This window comes from Domibacillus sp. F004, from assembly GCF_057814295.1.
This window is the reverse complement of sequence record NZ_JBVATB010000004.1, coordinates 48,778-65,297: the sequence shown is the minus strand read 5'-3', so window position 1 is coordinate 65,297 and position 16,520 is coordinate 48,778. Positions and strand designations below refer to the sequence as shown.

General features: G+C 34.2%; 17 protein-coding genes and 1 pseudogene. 12 read left to right on the top strand and 6 right to left on the bottom strand.

The window, feature by feature from the left end; genetic code table 11:
* The first annotated feature begins 20 nt into the window (after positions 1–20).
* The 6 genes from ACZYRN_RS11860 to ACZYRN_RS11835 all read left to right on the top strand — a co-directional run bounded on the left by ACZYRN_RS11860 (position 21) and on the right by ACZYRN_RS11835 (position 6,844).
* Entirely contained in the window at positions 21–287 is a 267-nt protein-coding gene (locus ACZYRN_RS11860; protein WP_488911820.1) for an HIRAN domain-containing protein, read from the top strand.
* The gene (locus tag ACZYRN_RS11855) at positions 268–354 is read left to right on the top strand and encodes an HNH endonuclease (RefSeq protein ID WP_488912035.1); all 87 of its coding nucleotides are present in this window, start codon (positions 268–270) and stop codon (positions 352–354) included. The genes ACZYRN_RS11860 and ACZYRN_RS11855 overlap by 20 nt, the downstream gene beginning before the upstream one ends.
* Positions 355–762: 408 nt before the next feature.
* Entirely contained in the window at positions 763–1,818 is a 1,056-nt protein-coding gene (locus ACZYRN_RS11850; RefSeq protein ID WP_488911819.1) for a ComEC/Rec2 family competence protein, read from the top strand.
* Positions 1,819–1,822: 4 nt separating this feature from the next.
* Positions 1,823–3,151: an ABC-three component system protein gene (locus ACZYRN_RS11845; RefSeq protein WP_488911818.1), complete on the top strand. Its 1,329-nt coding sequence runs from the start codon at positions 1,823–1,825 to the stop codon at positions 3,149–3,151.
* On the top strand, positions 3,144–3,716 hold the full coding sequence (locus ACZYRN_RS11840) for an ABC-three component system middle component 1 (RefSeq protein ID WP_488911817.1): 573 nt from the start codon (positions 3,144–3,146) through the stop codon (positions 3,714–3,716). The genes ACZYRN_RS11845 and ACZYRN_RS11840 overlap by 8 nt, the downstream gene beginning before the upstream one ends.
* 5 nt (positions 3,717–3,721) lie before the next feature.
* The gene (locus tag ACZYRN_RS11835) at positions 3,722–6,844 is read left to right on the top strand and encodes an AAA family ATPase (RefSeq protein WP_488911816.1); all 3,123 of its coding nucleotides are present in this window, start codon (positions 3,722–3,724) and stop codon (positions 6,842–6,844) included.
* 133 nt (positions 6,845–6,977) lie between these two features.
* Here ACZYRN_RS11835 and ACZYRN_RS11830 read toward each other — a convergent pair whose 3' ends face one another.
* Positions 6,978–7,304, bottom strand: a complete 327-nt coding sequence (locus ACZYRN_RS11830; protein ID WP_488911815.1) for a hypothetical protein — start codon at positions 7,302–7,304, stop codon at positions 6,978–6,980.
* Positions 7,305–7,973: 669 nt separating this feature from the next.
* Between ACZYRN_RS11830 and ACZYRN_RS11825 the strand changes: the two genes are divergently transcribed.
* The gene (locus tag ACZYRN_RS11825; RefSeq protein ID WP_488911814.1) at positions 7,974–8,276 is read left to right on the top strand and encodes a YunC family protein; all 303 of its coding nucleotides are present in this window, start codon (positions 7,974–7,976) and stop codon (positions 8,274–8,276) included.
* Positions 8,277–8,818: 542 nt separating this feature from the next.
* Here ACZYRN_RS11825 and ACZYRN_RS11820 read toward each other — a convergent pair.
* The 3 genes and pseudogenes from ACZYRN_RS11820 to ACZYRN_RS11810 all read right to left on the bottom strand — a co-directional run bounded on the left by ACZYRN_RS11820 (position 8,819) and on the right by ACZYRN_RS11810 (position 11,782).
* Positions 8,819–9,325: pseudogene (locus ACZYRN_RS11820) on the bottom strand (hypothetical protein).
* A gap of 108 nt (positions 9,326–9,433) precedes the next feature.
* Entirely contained in the window at positions 9,434–10,441 is a 1,008-nt protein-coding gene (locus tag ACZYRN_RS11815; RefSeq protein ID WP_488911813.1) for an LLM class flavin-dependent oxidoreductase, read from the bottom strand.
* Between the two features lie 996 nt (positions 10,442–11,437).
* The gene (locus ACZYRN_RS11810; protein ID WP_488911812.1) at positions 11,438–11,782 is read right to left on the bottom strand and encodes a hypothetical protein; all 345 of its coding nucleotides are present in this window, start codon (positions 11,780–11,782) and stop codon (positions 11,438–11,440) included.
* A 250-nt stretch (positions 11,783–12,032) separates the two neighbouring features.
* Here ACZYRN_RS11810 and ACZYRN_RS11805 point away from each other — a divergent pair, with 250 nt between their 5' ends.
* Entirely contained in the window at positions 12,033–12,212 is a 180-nt protein-coding gene (locus ACZYRN_RS11805; RefSeq protein WP_488911811.1) for a YjzC family protein, read from the top strand.
* 234 nt (positions 12,213–12,446) lie between these two features.
* Positions 12,447–12,965: a hypothetical protein gene (locus ACZYRN_RS11800; RefSeq protein WP_488911810.1), complete on the top strand. Its 519-nt coding sequence runs from the start codon at positions 12,447–12,449 to the stop codon at positions 12,963–12,965.
* Positions 12,966–13,010: 45 nt separating this feature from the next.
* On the opposite strand, the gene ACZYRN_RS11795 is transcribed toward ACZYRN_RS11800, so the two are convergent.
* Positions 13,011–13,181, bottom strand: a complete 171-nt coding sequence (locus ACZYRN_RS11795) for a Spo0E family sporulation regulatory protein-aspartic acid phosphatase (RefSeq protein ID WP_488911809.1) — start codon at positions 13,179–13,181, stop codon at positions 13,011–13,013.
* Between the two features lie 156 nt (positions 13,182–13,337).
* Here ACZYRN_RS11795 and ACZYRN_RS11790 point away from each other — a divergent pair, with 156 nt between their 5' ends.
* Positions 13,338–14,045: a cytochrome c biogenesis CcdA family protein gene (locus ACZYRN_RS11790; RefSeq protein WP_488912034.1), complete on the top strand. Its 708-nt coding sequence runs from the start codon at positions 13,338–13,340 to the stop codon at positions 14,043–14,045.
* A gap of 13 nt (positions 14,046–14,058) precedes the next feature.
* Positions 14,059–14,583 (top strand): CcdC family protein, encoded by a 525-nt coding sequence (locus ACZYRN_RS11785; RefSeq protein WP_488911808.1) that lies wholly within the window; start codon positions 14,059–14,061, stop codon positions 14,581–14,583.
* 13 nt (positions 14,584–14,596) lie between these two features.
* On the opposite strand, the gene ACZYRN_RS11780 is transcribed toward ACZYRN_RS11785, so the two are convergent.
* Positions 14,597–15,022 carry a DUF2621 family protein gene (locus ACZYRN_RS11780; RefSeq protein WP_488911807.1) on the bottom strand — a complete coding sequence of 142 codons (426 nt, stop codon included), beginning with the start codon at positions 15,020–15,022 and terminating at the stop codon, positions 14,597–14,599.
* A 124-nt stretch (positions 15,023–15,146) separates the two neighbouring features.
* Between ACZYRN_RS11780 and ACZYRN_RS11775 the strand changes: the two genes are divergently transcribed.
* Entirely contained in the window at positions 15,147–16,259 is a 1,113-nt protein-coding gene (locus ACZYRN_RS11775) for an exonuclease SbcCD subunit D (RefSeq protein WP_488911806.1), read from the top strand.
* The last annotated feature ends 261 nt before the right edge of the window (positions 16,260–16,520 follow it).

Below are 16,520 nucleotides of genomic sequence, written 5' to 3'. Positions count from 1 at the left end.
TAATGTAAAAGGAATACCATATGAATCAAGTAAAATTGATTGTTGCTAAAAGACTTAAAATTGGAGATACTCTAAATTTAAAAAGGCAGCCAGATAATGAATTTGATCCCTTTGCTATTCAAGTACTGTCTCATGAAATGCAACTTGGTTTTGTACCAGGGGATTTAGCCAAACACATTTCATTCCAAATGGATATTATGGGGATGGAAATTAAGTGTAAAGTAGCAAGGGAATTTGGAACTAGAGTACTTGTTGTTTATCAGATTGATGGAAGAAGGGGAAGATAATGTTTTAAATGTAGTCGCTATATGTCCAAATTGCCATCGAAAAGCTCATTTTGGGATACCGGAATAAGAAATGTTTTGCTAATTTTTAAAGTGGATTTTATATAGTTATGCTGATAAATGTCGTACTTTAAATTTACATAATAAAAATTGAAAGGAGAAAAATTTATGTCGTTTAGCATGAATCTGTGGAAAGTAGATAGTAATAAACTAGAAGAACTGCCGAAATCGAACCCTTGAGACAGTACAAGAAGGTGACACTATTGTTGTTACGAAGTTAGACAGGCTTGTTATAGGCCTTAGAATTATTCAACAATAGAACAACAAATAAGATGACTGTTAAAGAGATTGAGGCGATAACCAAAATAAGCAGGGCAACGCTTTATAGGGCAGTTAGAGAACAGGAAAAAGCTACTGATTGAAGGCAAATGAAAAAATAAGGATTTTATCATAAAATTTCAAGGAAGTGTCTTACTATATGAGGTTCGATCTTAAGGTTTTCCCCGCTAATCACGGAGATTCGTTCTTAATAACTTTTGGTGAGGGGAACAGTGTTAAAAATATTTTAGTTGACGGGGGGACGGGTAGGGAAAGCTACCGCCAGTTAAAGGGAGTGTTTCAGCGGATTAAGAGAGATGGTCAATTCATCGATTTGTTGATTGTTACCCATTGTGATGATGACCATATCAAAGGAATAATTGATATATTTGAAGATAGTACAATAGATAAAGAAATTATTAAAAAAGTATGGTTTAATTCAGGTTCACTAATTGCGGAGAGGTTAGAAGAAAATATTGCAGAAAGCAATCGGGAAATTCCTCTAGTTATTAATAGTTCAAAAGAAAAAAGTGTTAGGCAAGGTATTACTCTTGAAAAAGAACTAAACAGACTTGGATGTTGGGATAAGACTTTGATCATGAGTCTTTTAGAAGATTACGTAGGTGAAGCAAAGGTTACTGTACTTTCTCCAAATATCACAGGTTTAAAGAAGCTAAACAAGGCTTGGGAATATGAAAAGGCTAAAAACAAGGAAATGGCTTCTGTTAAAACTGATTATTTAATTCCTATGGAAGACCTATTAAAGAATGAATTTCAGGAAGACAGCAGAATGCCGAATGGAAGTAGTATAGCTTTTATACTGGAGTATAGTGATAAAAAAATTTTGATGTTGGGTGACTCTCATCCTTCAGTAGTTGAAGCATCACTAAAAGAACTTGGGTATTCACCTACACGAAAATTAAAGGTAAACGTTTTAAAAGTTTCGCATCACGGTAGCAAATACAATACTAGTGAGTCACTACTTAATTGTATCGATTGTGAAAATTTTGTAATTAGCACCAATGGAAGAAGCCATGGGTTACCAAATAAAGAATGTTTAGCTCGAATTGTCTCAACACGCTCAAAAGATCAGTGTACAAGCTTTTATTTTAACTATGGCTTGAAAAATGTTTTTTTGGCCAGCGATTACGAGAAGTTTAATTTTGATTGTAATTACTTATCTGAAAAAGGATATACATACAAGTTAGGTGAATGATGCAATGGACCTTTATAACTTTTATCAAAAGGTAGCTGTAACAATCAGTTGTAAAAATAATAGAGGAAGTGGCTGCTTGTATCAGCCAAATACGCAGGAGTATTTATATGTGCTAACTGCTAAACATTGCTTAAAAGGCAAAACGGGTGAAGAAATTAGCTTCGAAATAGAAGATATTGAAATTACGGGTTCTGAAGAATTAAATGGTGGTCTTCAAATAAAAGTAATTGATTGTATCCTACATAATCAATTGGATATAGCAATTATAATTGTTGAATTTATAGCTGATTTTCCACAGTACATGATTGCTAATCCTAATCAACAAAATCCAATTGTATTGAATGGATATCCTGACTTTATGAATGGAGAACGTAAAAGTTTAAAATGTTCTCTCCATGAATGGTCACAAAGTAAACCTAAGTTTGAAACTATTGTTAGTGATGGACAATTAACCAGTTATGGGAATAATGAAACAGACTTAGTTGAAGGTTTTTCAGGTTCAGGAGTATTTAATGAAATAGATGGTTATCCTTTTCTAATTGGTATTTTTCCCGCTTTTAAAGCGGATGGGGGAGCTTATCAATCATTAGAAGTAATAAAAGCTGAAGAATTTAATAAGTTATTAGAAGGTACTAAAAAGCCGCCATTGATCCCTAATTATTTGGCAAGCTTTCAAGATCATATTTTTCCAGCGTTTGAAGCTCGTTCAAAAAATATTGGAATGTTATTAAGCCGAAGAGCAGAAGAAATATCGAAAATAACGCCTATGGCCATAAAAGAATTACTAAAAGAAAAACTTATATTACCCTATGGTGAAATTAATTTAAGTGAGAAAAATTTATGGATGGGTTGGATAACCTTATTAACATATTTGTACATTGAATCAAGAAATGATGAGTTAGATAAACTTCTTTCAAGAGACAGAAAGGGAGAAAAACAAGGAGTAAAACTATTTTATGTTCAAACCAATAAAAGGCTCGAAGATTTGTTCAAATTAATTATAGATGATACTAAAATATACAGAGACATTGGAGCAAATGATTGTATAGTAATTAACCATGAAGGAAAATCTGGAGAGATCGTAAGAATGAGCAGAAAACGAATGGGTAAAATCGTAACAGACATTGGAGTCCATGATTTAAAGTTTAGGCATAAAATACCTACTTTACCCAACATACCTAACATAGATCACCACACTATAACAAAAGATATTTCGTTAATGCATGTTGACTGTTTTACCGATGAATTTAAAAAGTTTGTTGATATTGAAGATTTTGATGAACTAGAAGAAAGCTTGAGATGCTCTATTACAGAGGTGTTAAATAATGAATGATTTTAATTTAATAAAAAAAGGAGAAGTTGTTGATAGGTTAAAAGAAATGAGTGAGGTTTTTTTAAAATATAATGTAGAAGCTTGGATAAAACCTCAACAAAATTATGATATCAACATTTTTACTGTATTGTTAAGTGGCAACAATGAGTTAAATGAATGCTGGGAAGAGTTAACTAATAGCATTGCCGTACATTTTCAAAGTTTGTTGGAAAAGGATATAGAAATATGGAATATTTATGTGTTGTTTTTGGTAAACGAGGTAGTGGATAAAGAACTTAAATATAAAATTGAACAAGATAAGTACTCGTCCAGAAAAATTGTATACGACGATTTTAATATCATTAAGAATGAGTCTTTAGATTTGCAAATCAAAAGTATAATTGATAATAAATTGTTTGGTTTTCAATTATACGAATTAAAAAAAGACAGAAATGATTCTTTAACAGTAATAAGTGTAGAGGAAATGGTTAAACAAAATGATTCAAAACTATACCAAATAGTCAAATATGTAAATAAAAACTCTAATGTTAAGCCTGAAAAATTATTTAATATATATATGGAGTGAGCTAAGTGAATATTAAATTAAAGGCAATTGAATTAGATTCATTCCGAGGTTATAAGGATAAGCAGCTTTTTAATTTCACCAATGAAAAAGGCGAAGTTGTAAATCTGATTGTTATTTTTGCTCCAAACGGTTTTGGAAAAACGTCTTTACTTGATGCAATTGAATGGGGTCTTAGCAAAGAAATAAATCGGTTTTCTAATAATGGTGTACTTAAAAAAGTAACCAAATTAGAAAAAGAATTTATTCTTAAAAATAGAGCTAGTGAGAATTCTTGTGGCGTTGTTAAATTTATCGACGATAAAGACGACACTTTAATACTAAACACACAAGTCCGAGGAAGAAAGTATAGAAGTGACTACAATGAAGGTATAGTAATTGATGATTCTTCAGAATTAAGGTTGTTAAGGGATTCTGTTCTAGCTAAAGATAATATACTTTCTCATGACAAGATAGACTCTTTTCTACTCGTTTCTTCTGGAGCAGACAGATATGAAGCCTTATCTAAATTCTGGGATTATTCAAATGACACAGAAAATTATAAAACCATTTTTTTATTATGGAATGAGATTAAAAAAGAGACAACCGAGAAAAGAAAGCAATTGAAGAAATTAGCTAAGGATATTAAAGATATTTATATACCTAGTGATGCTCTTAACTTAATCATAAATCAAATAAACAATTTTAAAATAGAAGGGGTGCATTTGACCGACATTTCAGATGATTTAACAGAAGAAGAATTAAACGAAATTGTAATGAACGTGATTAGTCAGAAATCTGAAGTATTGAATAAAGAAAGAAAGTTGCATCAAGAGTATAGCGATATTGATCAATTATACAACTTGCTCAAGGAATATTATCAAAAAGTTAGTCTACAATTAGAACTTGAAAATTGGTTAGAAGAAACAAAAAAAAGTATTAACGAATATACTTTTATAAAAGTATTAAAAAATCAAAATGAGGAAATTAATAAAGAATTCCTTAATATTTCAAAAAAATTGAATATGGTCGATATTATTAAACAAAAAGCTGATTATTTTAGAAATGCTAATGCTAAAATAGTTAGCATAGAAAAGGAATTAATCAGGAACGAGAGGGAGAGACTCAAGCTTAAAAAAATAAACAATGAACTTTCTTCTCAAACATTAGAAATTCAATACAGCAGCGAGAAGAATAGACAAACTTATAATAATTACATAGAAGAAAGTAACAATATTAATCAAAAAATTGCTGAATACAAAAAACTTGATAACGCTTTATTAAAATTGAGAAAAAAATTAGCTAGAATTAACAACGTAATTAATAAGAGATCAAAAAACCTTCAAATTGCAAAGAATGAAATTAACGAGTTAGAAGCCCTCTTGCTTTCAGACTTTAATACATTAAGCAGCTATAAATTTAAGAAGGATAATTACTTGGAAACAATTAATGTCCTAAAAAGGATTAAATTGTCTCTTGATGTTATGCATGAACAAAGAAAGAAGAAAAAAGAAGAGTACGAACAGTTCGGAAAATTAAATGACGATTTAAACAAAATAAGGAAAATCGGTAGGCAGATTATCCAAAATACCGAAAAAACTGAGTGTCCTCTGTGTTCCACAAGCTTTTCAGATTTTGAGATTTTAATAAATCAAGTAGATAAGAATATAACAGATGTTTTTAAGTTAAAGTTAATTAATGAAGAAATACAAAAATTAGAAAGAGATATTGAAGATCTGAATACAGAATACAAAAATTCGCTTTATTTTTTAAGAGATAAAATAAAAGATCAATTAGGAGTTATACAAGATAAAAATAGCAAGGAATACAAAAAATTTGTGAAATCAATCGCGTTTTTAGAAAGAATATCAAGGGAGGAAGCACATATAAATAATCGCTTAAAAGTGCTAACTGATTATTTTATTGGCCATAACCCGCTGTTTAACAAAGAGAACTTTGATAAAGATACGCAAATAATTAATGATAGTTTTTTAAAGTTAATAAAAGAAAAAAATCAATTAATTCAGGAAGAGGAGCAACAGTTATACAAACTTAAAGAACAATTTAACAAAAATAAAGAATTAATCCTTTCTTTAGAAAAGCATAATATAGAGAAAGAAGCTATCAGTAAATTTTTAAAATCAGAACAAGATTACCAAACAGTGTCCAGTTACTTAAAAAGCTTTGATATTTCAATTGATAATGAAAGTGTGCTGGAAAAAGAAAGACATTTAAGAGAAGAGCTTAACTTAATTGAGGAAAGGAAGCTAAAAGTACAGCGCAGTATACAATCAATCCAAGCAAATCAAACAGGCAAAGAATTGTATGAATTGCAGTTAACATTACAAAACCTTAAAGATGAATACACTAAATGTAAAGAATTTGTAGAAAAATACTTAGCTAAATATAAAAAGTCTCTGCATTCAAATGAGGTTAATGAAAGTACCTTCCTGAAAAAAATAAATAGTATAAAAAAAGAAATAGAATCAACAAATCAGTTATTAAGTTGTTTTGACAATTTACACGAAAAACTTCAGTATACTAGTGAGGTACTTGAAAACTCAAGTAAAGTAAAAGAAAAAAATGATCTAATGGCACATTTGGAAAAACTTAATGAGCTTGAGTTACATGTTAGGAAGTCACTAAAGGATAGTCAAGAAATAATTGTAGAAAAAATAAAAAAAGCATTTAATCTTAATGTCATCAATAAAATATATAGTAGGATTGAGCCCCACCCGGAGTTGAACTTCATGGAAATAGTTCCAGTTTTCATTGATGATAAACCTTCTTTAGAAATATATGCTCCTATGGGTGGAGAGCGAAAAGATAATCCAATAATATTTTTTAGTTCTGCCCAACTAGATATACTATCGCTAAGTATATTTTTCGCAAAAGCATTAATGGAACCTGAACCATTACTAAATACTATTTTTATGGATGATCCAGTACACCATATGGACAGTGTTAATGTACTCTCATTTATTGATCTGTTGCGAACAATAGCTTTAGATTTCGACAGGCAGCTGGTAATTACTACACATAATGAAAGCTTATTTAAGTTAATTGAACAAAAGATAAACCCATCTTACTGTAATTCAAAGTTTATCAAACTTGATTCACATGGAAGGATTGCTCAAAGTGATATAGTATAATCACTTAATTTTTTGCGATTAAAGTGCTTAAAGATCCTATTTATATTCATTTTTTTAAAGCAATAAATGATATAATGTTTTTTAAAATAATAAGCCACTCTTGAAAGCAGAGTGGCTTATTTTACTTAATTATTTAAATCTCTTCTATTATCCTAAGTTTTTTTCTCGTAACCTCTTTGTACTTATCAGCAATTCTTCTGCAATCTTGCTCCTTGATAAATTCAGGAATACCTTGTTCAAATTTAATAAAATGCATGGTATAAAACTCATTTTCTTTGCCATAAAACTTCTCCTCAAATAAGAACGTCGGGAAGGTTACAATTTTAATTATTTCTCTATGCTGTTCGTCAAGTACAATATAGTCTTCATAGTGTCCTAAAGGAAATTCGAAGCTGGTTAAATCGGATTCTTGAACGAGACCATCACCTATTAATTTTAATGTTTTAACACCCCAAGGCATATTAATAAATAACCTCCATCTTGATAAATTAAAGTATAGAAGAAGCTTGCCATATCAACATTTAGAGGGAATTTATTATGGTGCGATTTTTGGTGCCGAAACGGTGCCCTTCGATTTAGCAGGTAAAACCTGCACGATTTAAAAATCCATAAATCTTGTTAAATCAGCGTTTTTTAAATGATTCAGGTAAGACCTATCACATTTAAAAGTAAGAAACCTGCTTCTTTCGCTTTGACAGGGTAGAGGTCGCTGGTTCGAACCCAGTAGGAATCATCTAATAATAAAATGCGGGTACTCCTTATGTTTCAAAGGTATCCGCGTTCTTTGTTCTGCTATAGTTTGGCGATAAAATGTTCGTAAATAACCGTTTGAAGGAAGAAGGGCTGCAACTAGCTACAAAAAATGTTAAGTAGTCAGAAGTGCTTAATAGCGGAGAACAATTTATTCGCATGAGACATGGAGAATCTTTTTTCATTTCAAAAAGCCGCTTTTCTATTTTAGAGAATGTTACCATAAGTATGAAATAGACGAATTGCGGTATTGGCGAGAGTATAGTTTAACCTATAATTTTTTTATTAGAATTGAAGCTAGGACAAAACCAAAAGAGACACGTTTTTCCCCTCCCAACATATTATTTAATAAGGAAAATGGGAGGGGAGGGAGGAATAGGTGGTCAATTTATTTCCCGTTGAAATAAATGGACATATCTTTTTAGGCATCTCTGTTATGTTGCCAAAAACAGGTTTGGTCATGGTTACCAGCGAAAAAGGATATATTATGTGTGGGGCTCTTGATATCTCATTGCTAAATGAGAGGTTGAGTGATAGAAAGATTATTGCTGGTAGAGCGGTTGGTGTAAAAACAGTTGAACAGCTTTTGGAAGCACCATTAGAATCAGTTACATTGGAAGCAGAGACAATCGGAATTCATAAAGGTATGCTTGGAAAAGATGCTATGTTAAAAATGATTTAAGGAGGGAGTCAGTCCTAAAGGCTGGCTTTTTTGTGTGTAGTATTGTCTATGACTAACGGGTGCGATACTTCAATAAGGAAGAAATTATTATGAGGAGGATTTGTTTTCTTTCTGTATAGGTATGTACAGATGGGTGGTGGACTTAAATCTTTTACCACCCAGAAGAACGGAAAGGAACGTAGGAATGGCGGTATTTAAGCTTGGTACAACAATGTTTTCTGTTCAGATCAGATATGATCAGACAACATATAATGTATATGAAGCGGCATAAATCGATCCATTTTAATTGGCCATATCATTTTTATATATTGTGTATTGAAATATACTAAATACATTATTGGCAAAATTCAAAAATAGATAAACTAGGTTCATTTTTACTATTTTAAAATGGGCTGTGTTAAAAAACAATATTGATTTTTAACAAAAGAAAAAAAGAACCATGCGAGGTTCTTTTAGTTATTCCTATTCGAGCTAACGCACTCGATAGTTGAGTAAGCAAAGAAATATACATTGTTTAAATTGTAGTATTGCAAATAGTTACATTAAATACTGTATGTATTTCGCCATAACATTGCATATTTCTTTTGATATTTACTCTCTTCTTCTCTTGCTATTAAATTAAGAGCTTTTTGTTTTATTTCTTCTCTCTCCACTTCATCATATAAGTGTCTCAGACCTTGAATAATATCATATCGAATTAACGTATAATTTTTTTCACCCACGCAGTTTGTAAAACGGTCAGTAAAGTGATTAATTATTAATTTTTGTTGTTCATCTCTAGCTAAGCCGACTCTCCAAATGGATTGTAAACTATGCCTTGCAGTAACAAACTTAGGATCTTTCGTTACTTCCCACAACTTTGGAAAATCATTAAGCATTCTTTTCTCCGGGTCACTTACCGCTAAGTTAGCAAGAAATTGTGCTGCACGGGATCTTTTATGATGATCACGGTCGGTTAGTTCCTGTTATAATTGATCCCAAACTTCATATGCCCATATCACTTTCTTTTCTGTTACGGTTAGTAAATTCTGATAAGCCTCATATTGGATTCCTTTGTCTTTTGATTCTAAATCATCAAAATACCTTGTTAAACTCTTGCCCCGTTCGTTTAACAAGAAAATTAACAATATTCTTTACTGTGTTATTTTAACGAGCGTTCACGATATTCCCCCGTCAACCACTTCTTTTAAAATTTCATAAGAACGTTTTTGTTTATCAGGATCATAAATATAGGATACGGCCATGATTTCGTCTACGTTATACTTTTCTTGAAAGCTCGTCAGCTGTTCCCGTATGGACTGCTTACTTCCGAGCAACGTTACACTGGACATAGAGGCCGCCATTTGTTTCTCCGGCTGGCTCCACAGCTGATCCATGTTTTCAACTGGAGGACTTAACCGCGTTTGAGAGCCACGTACCACATTTAAGAAAAACTGCTGCATTGTGGTCGATTCAAATAGGGCCTCTTCATCACTTTCCGCTGCAATCACATTCAGGCAGACGATCATATGGGGAGAGTCAAGGTACTGGGATGGCTTGAATCGATTACGGTAAATGGAAATCGCTTCCTCCATATATTTTGGTGCAAAGTGAGCAGCAAATACATAAGGCAAACCTAATTCAGCTGCTAAAAAAGCTGAATCCGTCGAAGAACCGAGAATATAAATCGGAATGTTTGTGCCGACGCCTGGATACGCTTTGACAGAACTTTGCAGCTCTTCGGGCCCAAAATATGTAAGCAATGAATTAACATCATCAGGGAATGTATAGACAGAATCATGTTGCGATCTTCTTAGTGCACTTGCGGTCTTCATGTCTGTCCCTGGAGCCCGTCCTAGGCCTAAATCTAGGCGGCCTGGATAGATCGTGGCCATCGTTCCGAATTGTTCGGCTACGACCAAAGGGGAATGGTTCGGCAGCATAATTCCGCCAGACCCGACACGTATATGTTCGGTATGTTCCAAGGTATGTTTAATTAAAATAGATGTAGCTGAACTCACAAGTGTTGACGTATTATGATGCTCGGCAATCCAATATCGTGTATAGCCCATTTTCTCAGTCACTTGCGCCAGATCAACCATATCATCGATGGCTTCTTTAGCCTCCTGCCCTTTACGGATAGGGGCTAAGTTTAAGACTGATACAGGTATTCGAATATTTGTCATTCGGTTTTTTCCTTTCTTAATGAAGTGTCAAAACAATCTTAACAGCGGGAACACTGAAAACATACTTAAATGCTTAAGTGGAATATAAACGGCAGTATTCATCGTCACAGGGAACAAAATCATGGATGGAGAATTAATCACTTTTTATAAAATAATTTCATTAAAATTATCATACAGACCAACTAGAACTATCTTTTTTTCGCAGAAATTATATCGGAAGAGATGGTTTTTTGTGTTGTTGGAAGATGCTTATCATTGTATAGCCAGAGGATTCAATGAAAAAACGATGATAAATAAATGACGAGAGTACAAGTGTATGCTTTCATATTTTAAAGCGAAGCCCGGTAGTATTGAGCAATTCGAAAGTGTCCATATGGATGATGATTTAGGGGTGTATATACGCTATAAGCAAATGAAGATTAGACGCTTCTGTTTGAAAATGTGAGAGAATCGACCATCTTAATTCACGGCAAAGATCGTATTGCATACTCAAAAACACATATCAACAATTTTAATCTATTCAAAATACATATTGTGCAAAATTCATAATTAAAATATTTACCTTATATAGTAGCAAACTAATCTATTTTGAAAAAAAGATTGGTCAAAATTCAGGTTAGTTAGAGCAGGCTAATATCGAATTGATGAAGATTTTTAATGGAAGGGAATAGAGAAAGGATACTTATTAGAAGATGGAATCGGTTCATGCTGAAGTTCAATTCTGTTTAAAAACATGTTATCACCTACGATTTCTTTTTATAGTTGTACCATCTAATTTAACCTGTTTTGTTAGCACAATAAGTAAAAATGATCTCTTTCGCATAGGTTTTGTTATAGAACGTTGTTGATTTTTGGCTCATTTTAGCTCCAGCTCAACGAAACGAAGGAGAAAGCTCGCTTTCTCCTTCGTTTTATTAATAATATTGTTTAACATGGCCTTTGCATAAAAATAAATATACTTCTTTTAAATATAGATTTTATGCTGACACCTGTTCATTAAGATATCTTATTTTCTCGTTTCGCTGCTCGATCGATCATAAAGATGAGTGTGAGGGAAAAGCCGATAAAAGAAAACACCCAAAAAACACCTGCAAACCCGTTGATTCCGGCAGAAAGTATGGCAATAAGGACAAGATAGATGGTAAAAAAGCTCTGCACGATAATCGTTAACCCGATTTTTTTCACAAGAATCGCCTTTTTGACAAAAATGACGTATCGATGTACTTGCCAGACAAAGACTGCAAGTGTAACAAAGAAAAACGCATATGCCGCAAAATAGATTACATCCTTCATGGTCAACGATTCCATAGTCGCTAAAAGACTGATAATCATTTCCTTCATGATCTGCCACTCCCTTTCACACGTAATGGAAAAATCTTATTGCTCTTTTTTCAGAATAAGAGGTTATAATCTCCATTGTAACCAAAAAAACCAAATTAAAAACCACTATTCTTCGCATGTGAAAATTGAAGGTTATTCACTGTTTTTCTATCATGATTCAGACATTTCCTTTTTTTTTATTAAAACCATTCATAAATGAGTGTAAATTCGGAAAGGCTAAAAAAGAAATCGTTAAAAAGGAGTGAGCACTATGGGGCAAAATCATCAATTTAAACCTGGACAAAAGGTGCCGAACAATGGATCTTATATGGAAATTGGTGAAACAGGGAGCAATGTAAACGATCCAAAGAAAATCACCCTTGAAGCAGGTGATACTTTCCCGGATACAACAAATCACAATCGTGTTTGGACGTATCAGCGCAAGCTATAAACAAATTAGCATTTCAAGTTGAAAACAGCTTCTTTAGCCAGTCATTAATGACTGGCTTTCCTTTTTTTAACGGCACATATTTAAAAACAATGAAACTTATAATTTGCGTAAGATAAATAGATCAGATTGATAGAAGACCGCTTTTTAAAAGAAAAGCGGTTTATTTATTTTTTGATGAATAATTGCATGAAGTGGTGGGTAAAATATATTAATGAAGAAAAAGGAGTGATTGCCATGAAAAAACGCTATGTGTCCTTATTCATAACGATCTTTATTACAATTGGTACAAGCGCCCCTATCTATGCCTATGAAAATGAGCCGACAGGCACACCGTTTGAACAGCTCGAAAAAGAAGGCATTTCATTAAAACATTATATTGTCACATTTAAATCACGAGATATCGAAAAAGGCTACTATCGGGCTATTTCTAGTAATGGTGAAACTCTTCGTTTTAAACAATCTGATGTTGAAATAGAATTATACGTCGGCGATCGCATCCGTTCATACTGGGAAGACGGCGATTTTAATATTGCAGAATATGTGAAGCCAAAACGGATTGATTATAAAATAACACGTACATGGACCGAGCATAATAAAACGTATTATGAAGGAACAAGCACTTTAGATGGCAATATTATTTTTACAGAAGAAAATGTAACAGGCCAGCAACTAAAGGCAGGTCAGTATGTTACAGCTGAGTTTGATCAAATGTTTGTTGAAAGCGGCTTAATCTGTGTGTATAAAAAAAGATAGAGAAGAAGAGCGGTCTTTTTAAAAGGATCGCTCTTTTACTTTAATTCAATATTTTTTGATTTTTTGAATATGTAAATCCTCATATAAATTTAAAAGCCGGTCTAATTCTTGGCTGTACTCGATCGCAAGCGGGGAAGTCAGCCCATTATTAAACGCAACATTGAGTAGTTCCATCCGCTTTTCTTCAATTGCGGACAGGAGCATGTCTTTATCCATATTGGACAATCCTTTCCTATTCTTCCTGTAACAGTATACCCAATCGTTGACTTATTTTCAAAAAGAAGTGTTAATTTGTTTTTTTTTCTGTTCACAATTTATTCAGAGTACGGATAAGGCTGGTTCTGTTACAATGAGGAGGAAAGGATGTTGATGATGGCTGACTTAAATATTTTTCTGGCATTCGGAGCAGGGTTTTTGAGTTTTATTTCGCCGTGCTGTTTGCCGCTGTATCCTGCCTTTTTATCGTATATTACTGGCATGAGTGTGAATGAATTAAAAAACGATAATGCGATGCTTCAGCGCCGCAGTATGCTGCACACACTATTCTTTTTACTTGGATTTTCCCTTGTCTTTATTTTGCTCGGATTTAGCTCGTCCTTTATCGGTCAGTTTTTGAAAGAATGGGATGATTTAATCCGTCAGCTCGGCGCCATTTTTATTATTTTCTTTGGCCTTATCGTAACAGGTATATTGCAGCCTAAGTTTATGATGTCGGAGAAACGGGTAGCATTTAAAAATCGTCCAGTCGGCTATTTAGGATCCGTCCTAATTGGTCTTGCATTTGGTGCAGGCTGGACACCGTGTACTGGCCCCATTTTACTTGCTGTGATTTATATGGCCGGCACGCATCCTGATTCAGCGATGTTGTATATGATCGCGTATACACTCGGATTTGCCATTCCATTTTTTACACTTTCCTTCTTTATCGGCCGGATGAAATGGATCCGAACTAATAGTGCTAAGATTGTAAAAATCGGTGGTTATGTTATGATCGTTATGGGGATTGTGCTCTTTTTTGACTGGATGACAAAAATTATTATGATTCTTACTCCACTCTTTGGAGGATTCACTGGTTTTTAACACGTTTGAAGGAATGATTGACATGGATTGGATGATTGCGGCATCATCAGTAGCCGCTGTTATGATGGGGATCGCTGCATTTTTTGTTAGAATGCGGGCAGCGAAAAAGCCGACAACAGCGAAGAAGATTATTATGCCGCCTCTATTTATGAGTACCGGTGCTCTTATGTTTTTATTTCCTGCATTCCGAGTATCCTGGCTTGAGCTGATTGAAGCAACGGCGGTTGGAATGATCTTCTCTCTATTATTAATGAAAACAACAAATTTTGAAATACGCGATAACGCTATTTATTTAAAACGATCGAAGGCATTCCCTCTTATTTTAATGACCCTCTTAATTGTCCGTATCATTAGTAAACTTGTATTATCAACGAAGATTGATATCGCCGAACTAGGTGGTATGTTTTTCATTTTAGCGTTTGCAATGATTATCCCATGGCGTATGGCAATGTACAATCAATATATAAAATTGAAACGGCAGATGTCTGTTCAACCGATTGATGCCACGGAAAAAAGCACCATTCGTCCAATTGGATGAATGGTGCTTTTTTCTAAAACAAATGATTATAAGGGGAGACATCAATCTGCATTTCATCGAGTTTTTTGCGCAAAAATTTGTGATCGCGTTTTGGTGTAGCCATAATGTAGCCGCGTACGATAAGATCGATTGATATACGACGTGCCTTTTCTTTTAATGCAAGCTCACCGATTTTGCCGGCAATTTTATGGCGGGCAACGTCGCGAAATAATTCAGGCACGGGACTAACGAGTTCTTCTAGCATGTCTTTTTCATGTTTGCCCCAGAAATTCTTCGTTTGATCGACATAATACTCTTCCCAGTCCATATCCGATCGGCCATCCTGCTTGGGCATTTTTTTCAAAAACTTGCGGAACATAAAAAAACCACCGATCGCAAACAAGGAGACGAGAATAACTGTCCATATCATAATAAAATAAGAAAACCAGCCTTCAAGCATGACCTAACCTCCGTAAGATTATCTTCTACTGCTATTATAGCAAGAAAAGGGCGCTTATTCATCCTTTTCATTTACACGCAATTCCATTATGATAGGAACGTACATACGAATAGGGGTGAATCATGTGAAATTTATACATACGGCTGATTGGCACCTTGGAAAAATTGTGCATGGTGTATCAATGATAGAAGATCAGCGTTTCGTTTTACAAAAACTAATTATGCTGATTGAACGTGAAAAACCGGATGCGCTTGTGATTGCAGGTGATTTGTACGATCGTTCGGTTCCACCGGCTTCGGCTGTGAATCTATTAAACGAAGTACTTTTTCAAATTAATGTTGAAATGAATGTGCCGATTGTGGCGATTTCAGGCAATCATGATAGTGCAGATCGGCTGGCATTTGGCTCAACCTGGTTCCGTCAAAGCCGCTTTTATCTGGCCGGAAAAATCGAGAATGAGATGTATTCTCCTGTCATCGACGAGGTTCAGTTCCACTGTATACCATTTGCAGAACCGGGAATCGTTCGTCATCTGTATGAAGATGAATCGATTCATTCTCATCATGAGGCGATGAAGGTAATAACGGGGCGTTTAAGCGAAAAAATGGACCGTGATGCCATTCATATTGCCGTCGGCCATGCTTTTGTAACCGGGGGGGAGACGAGTGACTCGGAACGTATTTTATCCGTAGGCGGAACAGGAAATGTAGGGGCTGAACTGTTTAGTCCCTTTCATTACACGGCGCTTGGCCATCTGCATAACCCAAACGCCATTCGTCATGAAACAGTACACTATTCTGGTTCACTCTTAAAATATTCGTTTTCAGAAGCGGCGCATACAAAAAGTGTAGCTGTAGTAGAAGTGAACAGAAAAGGGGTATTAAACGTACGGAAAGAAGCGTTAACACCGATTCGTGATATGAAAGAAGTGAAAGGATTACTTGATGAAGTAATGGAAATGGATGAAACAGATGACTATATGAAAGTAACGCTGCAGGATGAAGGTGCATTAATTGATCCGATGGCGAAGTTGAAGCGAAAGTTCCCGAACATATTACATATGGAAAGAGCGATAAGAAAAAATTCCTCGATTGAAACGGTTTCTGATAGTCGAAAGCAAAAAAACGAACTGGAATTGTTCGGTGAATTTTACAGGGCGATGACGGGACTTGATTTTACGAATGAAAAAGAAGCTTATATGGCAGCGGTGATTGATGACGTGAAAAAAAGAATGTAATCAATTATCAGCTGCCCGCCATTTAGCAATCTAATGATTTATTTGAAGTGGGGGCTTGTGACTCCTACCTTAAAATAGAGTCAAATGATCTTAGGCTGTCAACGAATAAAGGAGTGCCTTATTGACAATTCGTCATTCAACGGTTTTCTCCCTTACTTATTCTATTACAGAAAGGAAGGTAGCACAGGAAGGAGATTTGGCTAACGCCGAGCGAACGTCCCTCTCCCTCCTTCATACTGAGTTTCTGCTCTGCACATATTT

Excerpts from the sequence above, each read along its gene's own strand:
- ACZYRN_RS11860 (WP_488911820.1), top strand. The coding sequence starts at position 21 with ATGAATCAAGTAAAATTGATTGTTGCTAAAAGACTTAAAATTGGAGAT.
- ACZYRN_RS11855 (WP_488912035.1), top strand. The coding sequence starts at position 268 with ATGGAAGAAGGGGAAGATAATGTTTTAAATGTAGTCGCTATATGTCCA.
- ACZYRN_RS11850 (WP_488911819.1), top strand. The coding sequence starts at position 763 with ATGAGGTTCGATCTTAAGGTTTTCCCCGCTAATCACGGAGATTCGTTC.
- ACZYRN_RS11845 (WP_488911818.1), top strand. The coding sequence starts at position 1,823 with ATGGACCTTTATAACTTTTATCAAAAGGTAGCTGTAACAATCAGTTGT.
- ACZYRN_RS11840 (WP_488911817.1), top strand. The coding sequence starts at position 3,144 with ATGAATGATTTTAATTTAATAAAAAAAGGAGAAGTTGTTGATAGGTTA.
- ACZYRN_RS11830 (WP_488911815.1), bottom strand. The coding sequence starts at position 7,304 with ATGCCTTGGGGTGTTAAAACATTAAAATTAATAGGTGATGGTCTCGTT.
- ACZYRN_RS11815 (WP_488911813.1), bottom strand. The coding sequence starts at position 10,441 with ATGACAAATATTCGAATACCTGTATCAGTCTTAAACTTAGCCCCTATC.
- ACZYRN_RS11810 (WP_488911812.1), bottom strand. The coding sequence starts at position 11,782 with ATGAAGGAAATGATTATCAGTCTTTTAGCGACTATGGAATCGTTGACC.
- ACZYRN_RS11805 (WP_488911811.1), top strand. The coding sequence starts at position 12,033 with ATGGGGCAAAATCATCAATTTAAACCTGGACAAAAGGTGCCGAACAAT.
- ACZYRN_RS11800 (WP_488911810.1), top strand. The coding sequence starts at position 12,447 with ATGAAAAAACGCTATGTGTCCTTATTCATAACGATCTTTATTACAATT.
- ACZYRN_RS11795 (WP_488911809.1), bottom strand. The coding sequence starts at position 13,181 with ATGGATAAAGACATGCTCCTGTCCGCAATTGAAGAAAAGCGGATGGAA.
- ACZYRN_RS11790 (WP_488912034.1), top strand. The coding sequence starts at position 13,338 with ATGGCTGACTTAAATATTTTTCTGGCATTCGGAGCAGGGTTTTTGAGT.
- ACZYRN_RS11785 (WP_488911808.1), top strand. The coding sequence starts at position 14,059 with ATGATTGACATGGATTGGATGATTGCGGCATCATCAGTAGCCGCTGTT.
- ACZYRN_RS11780 (WP_488911807.1), bottom strand. The coding sequence starts at position 15,022 with ATGCTTGAAGGCTGGTTTTCTTATTTTATTATGATATGGACAGTTATT.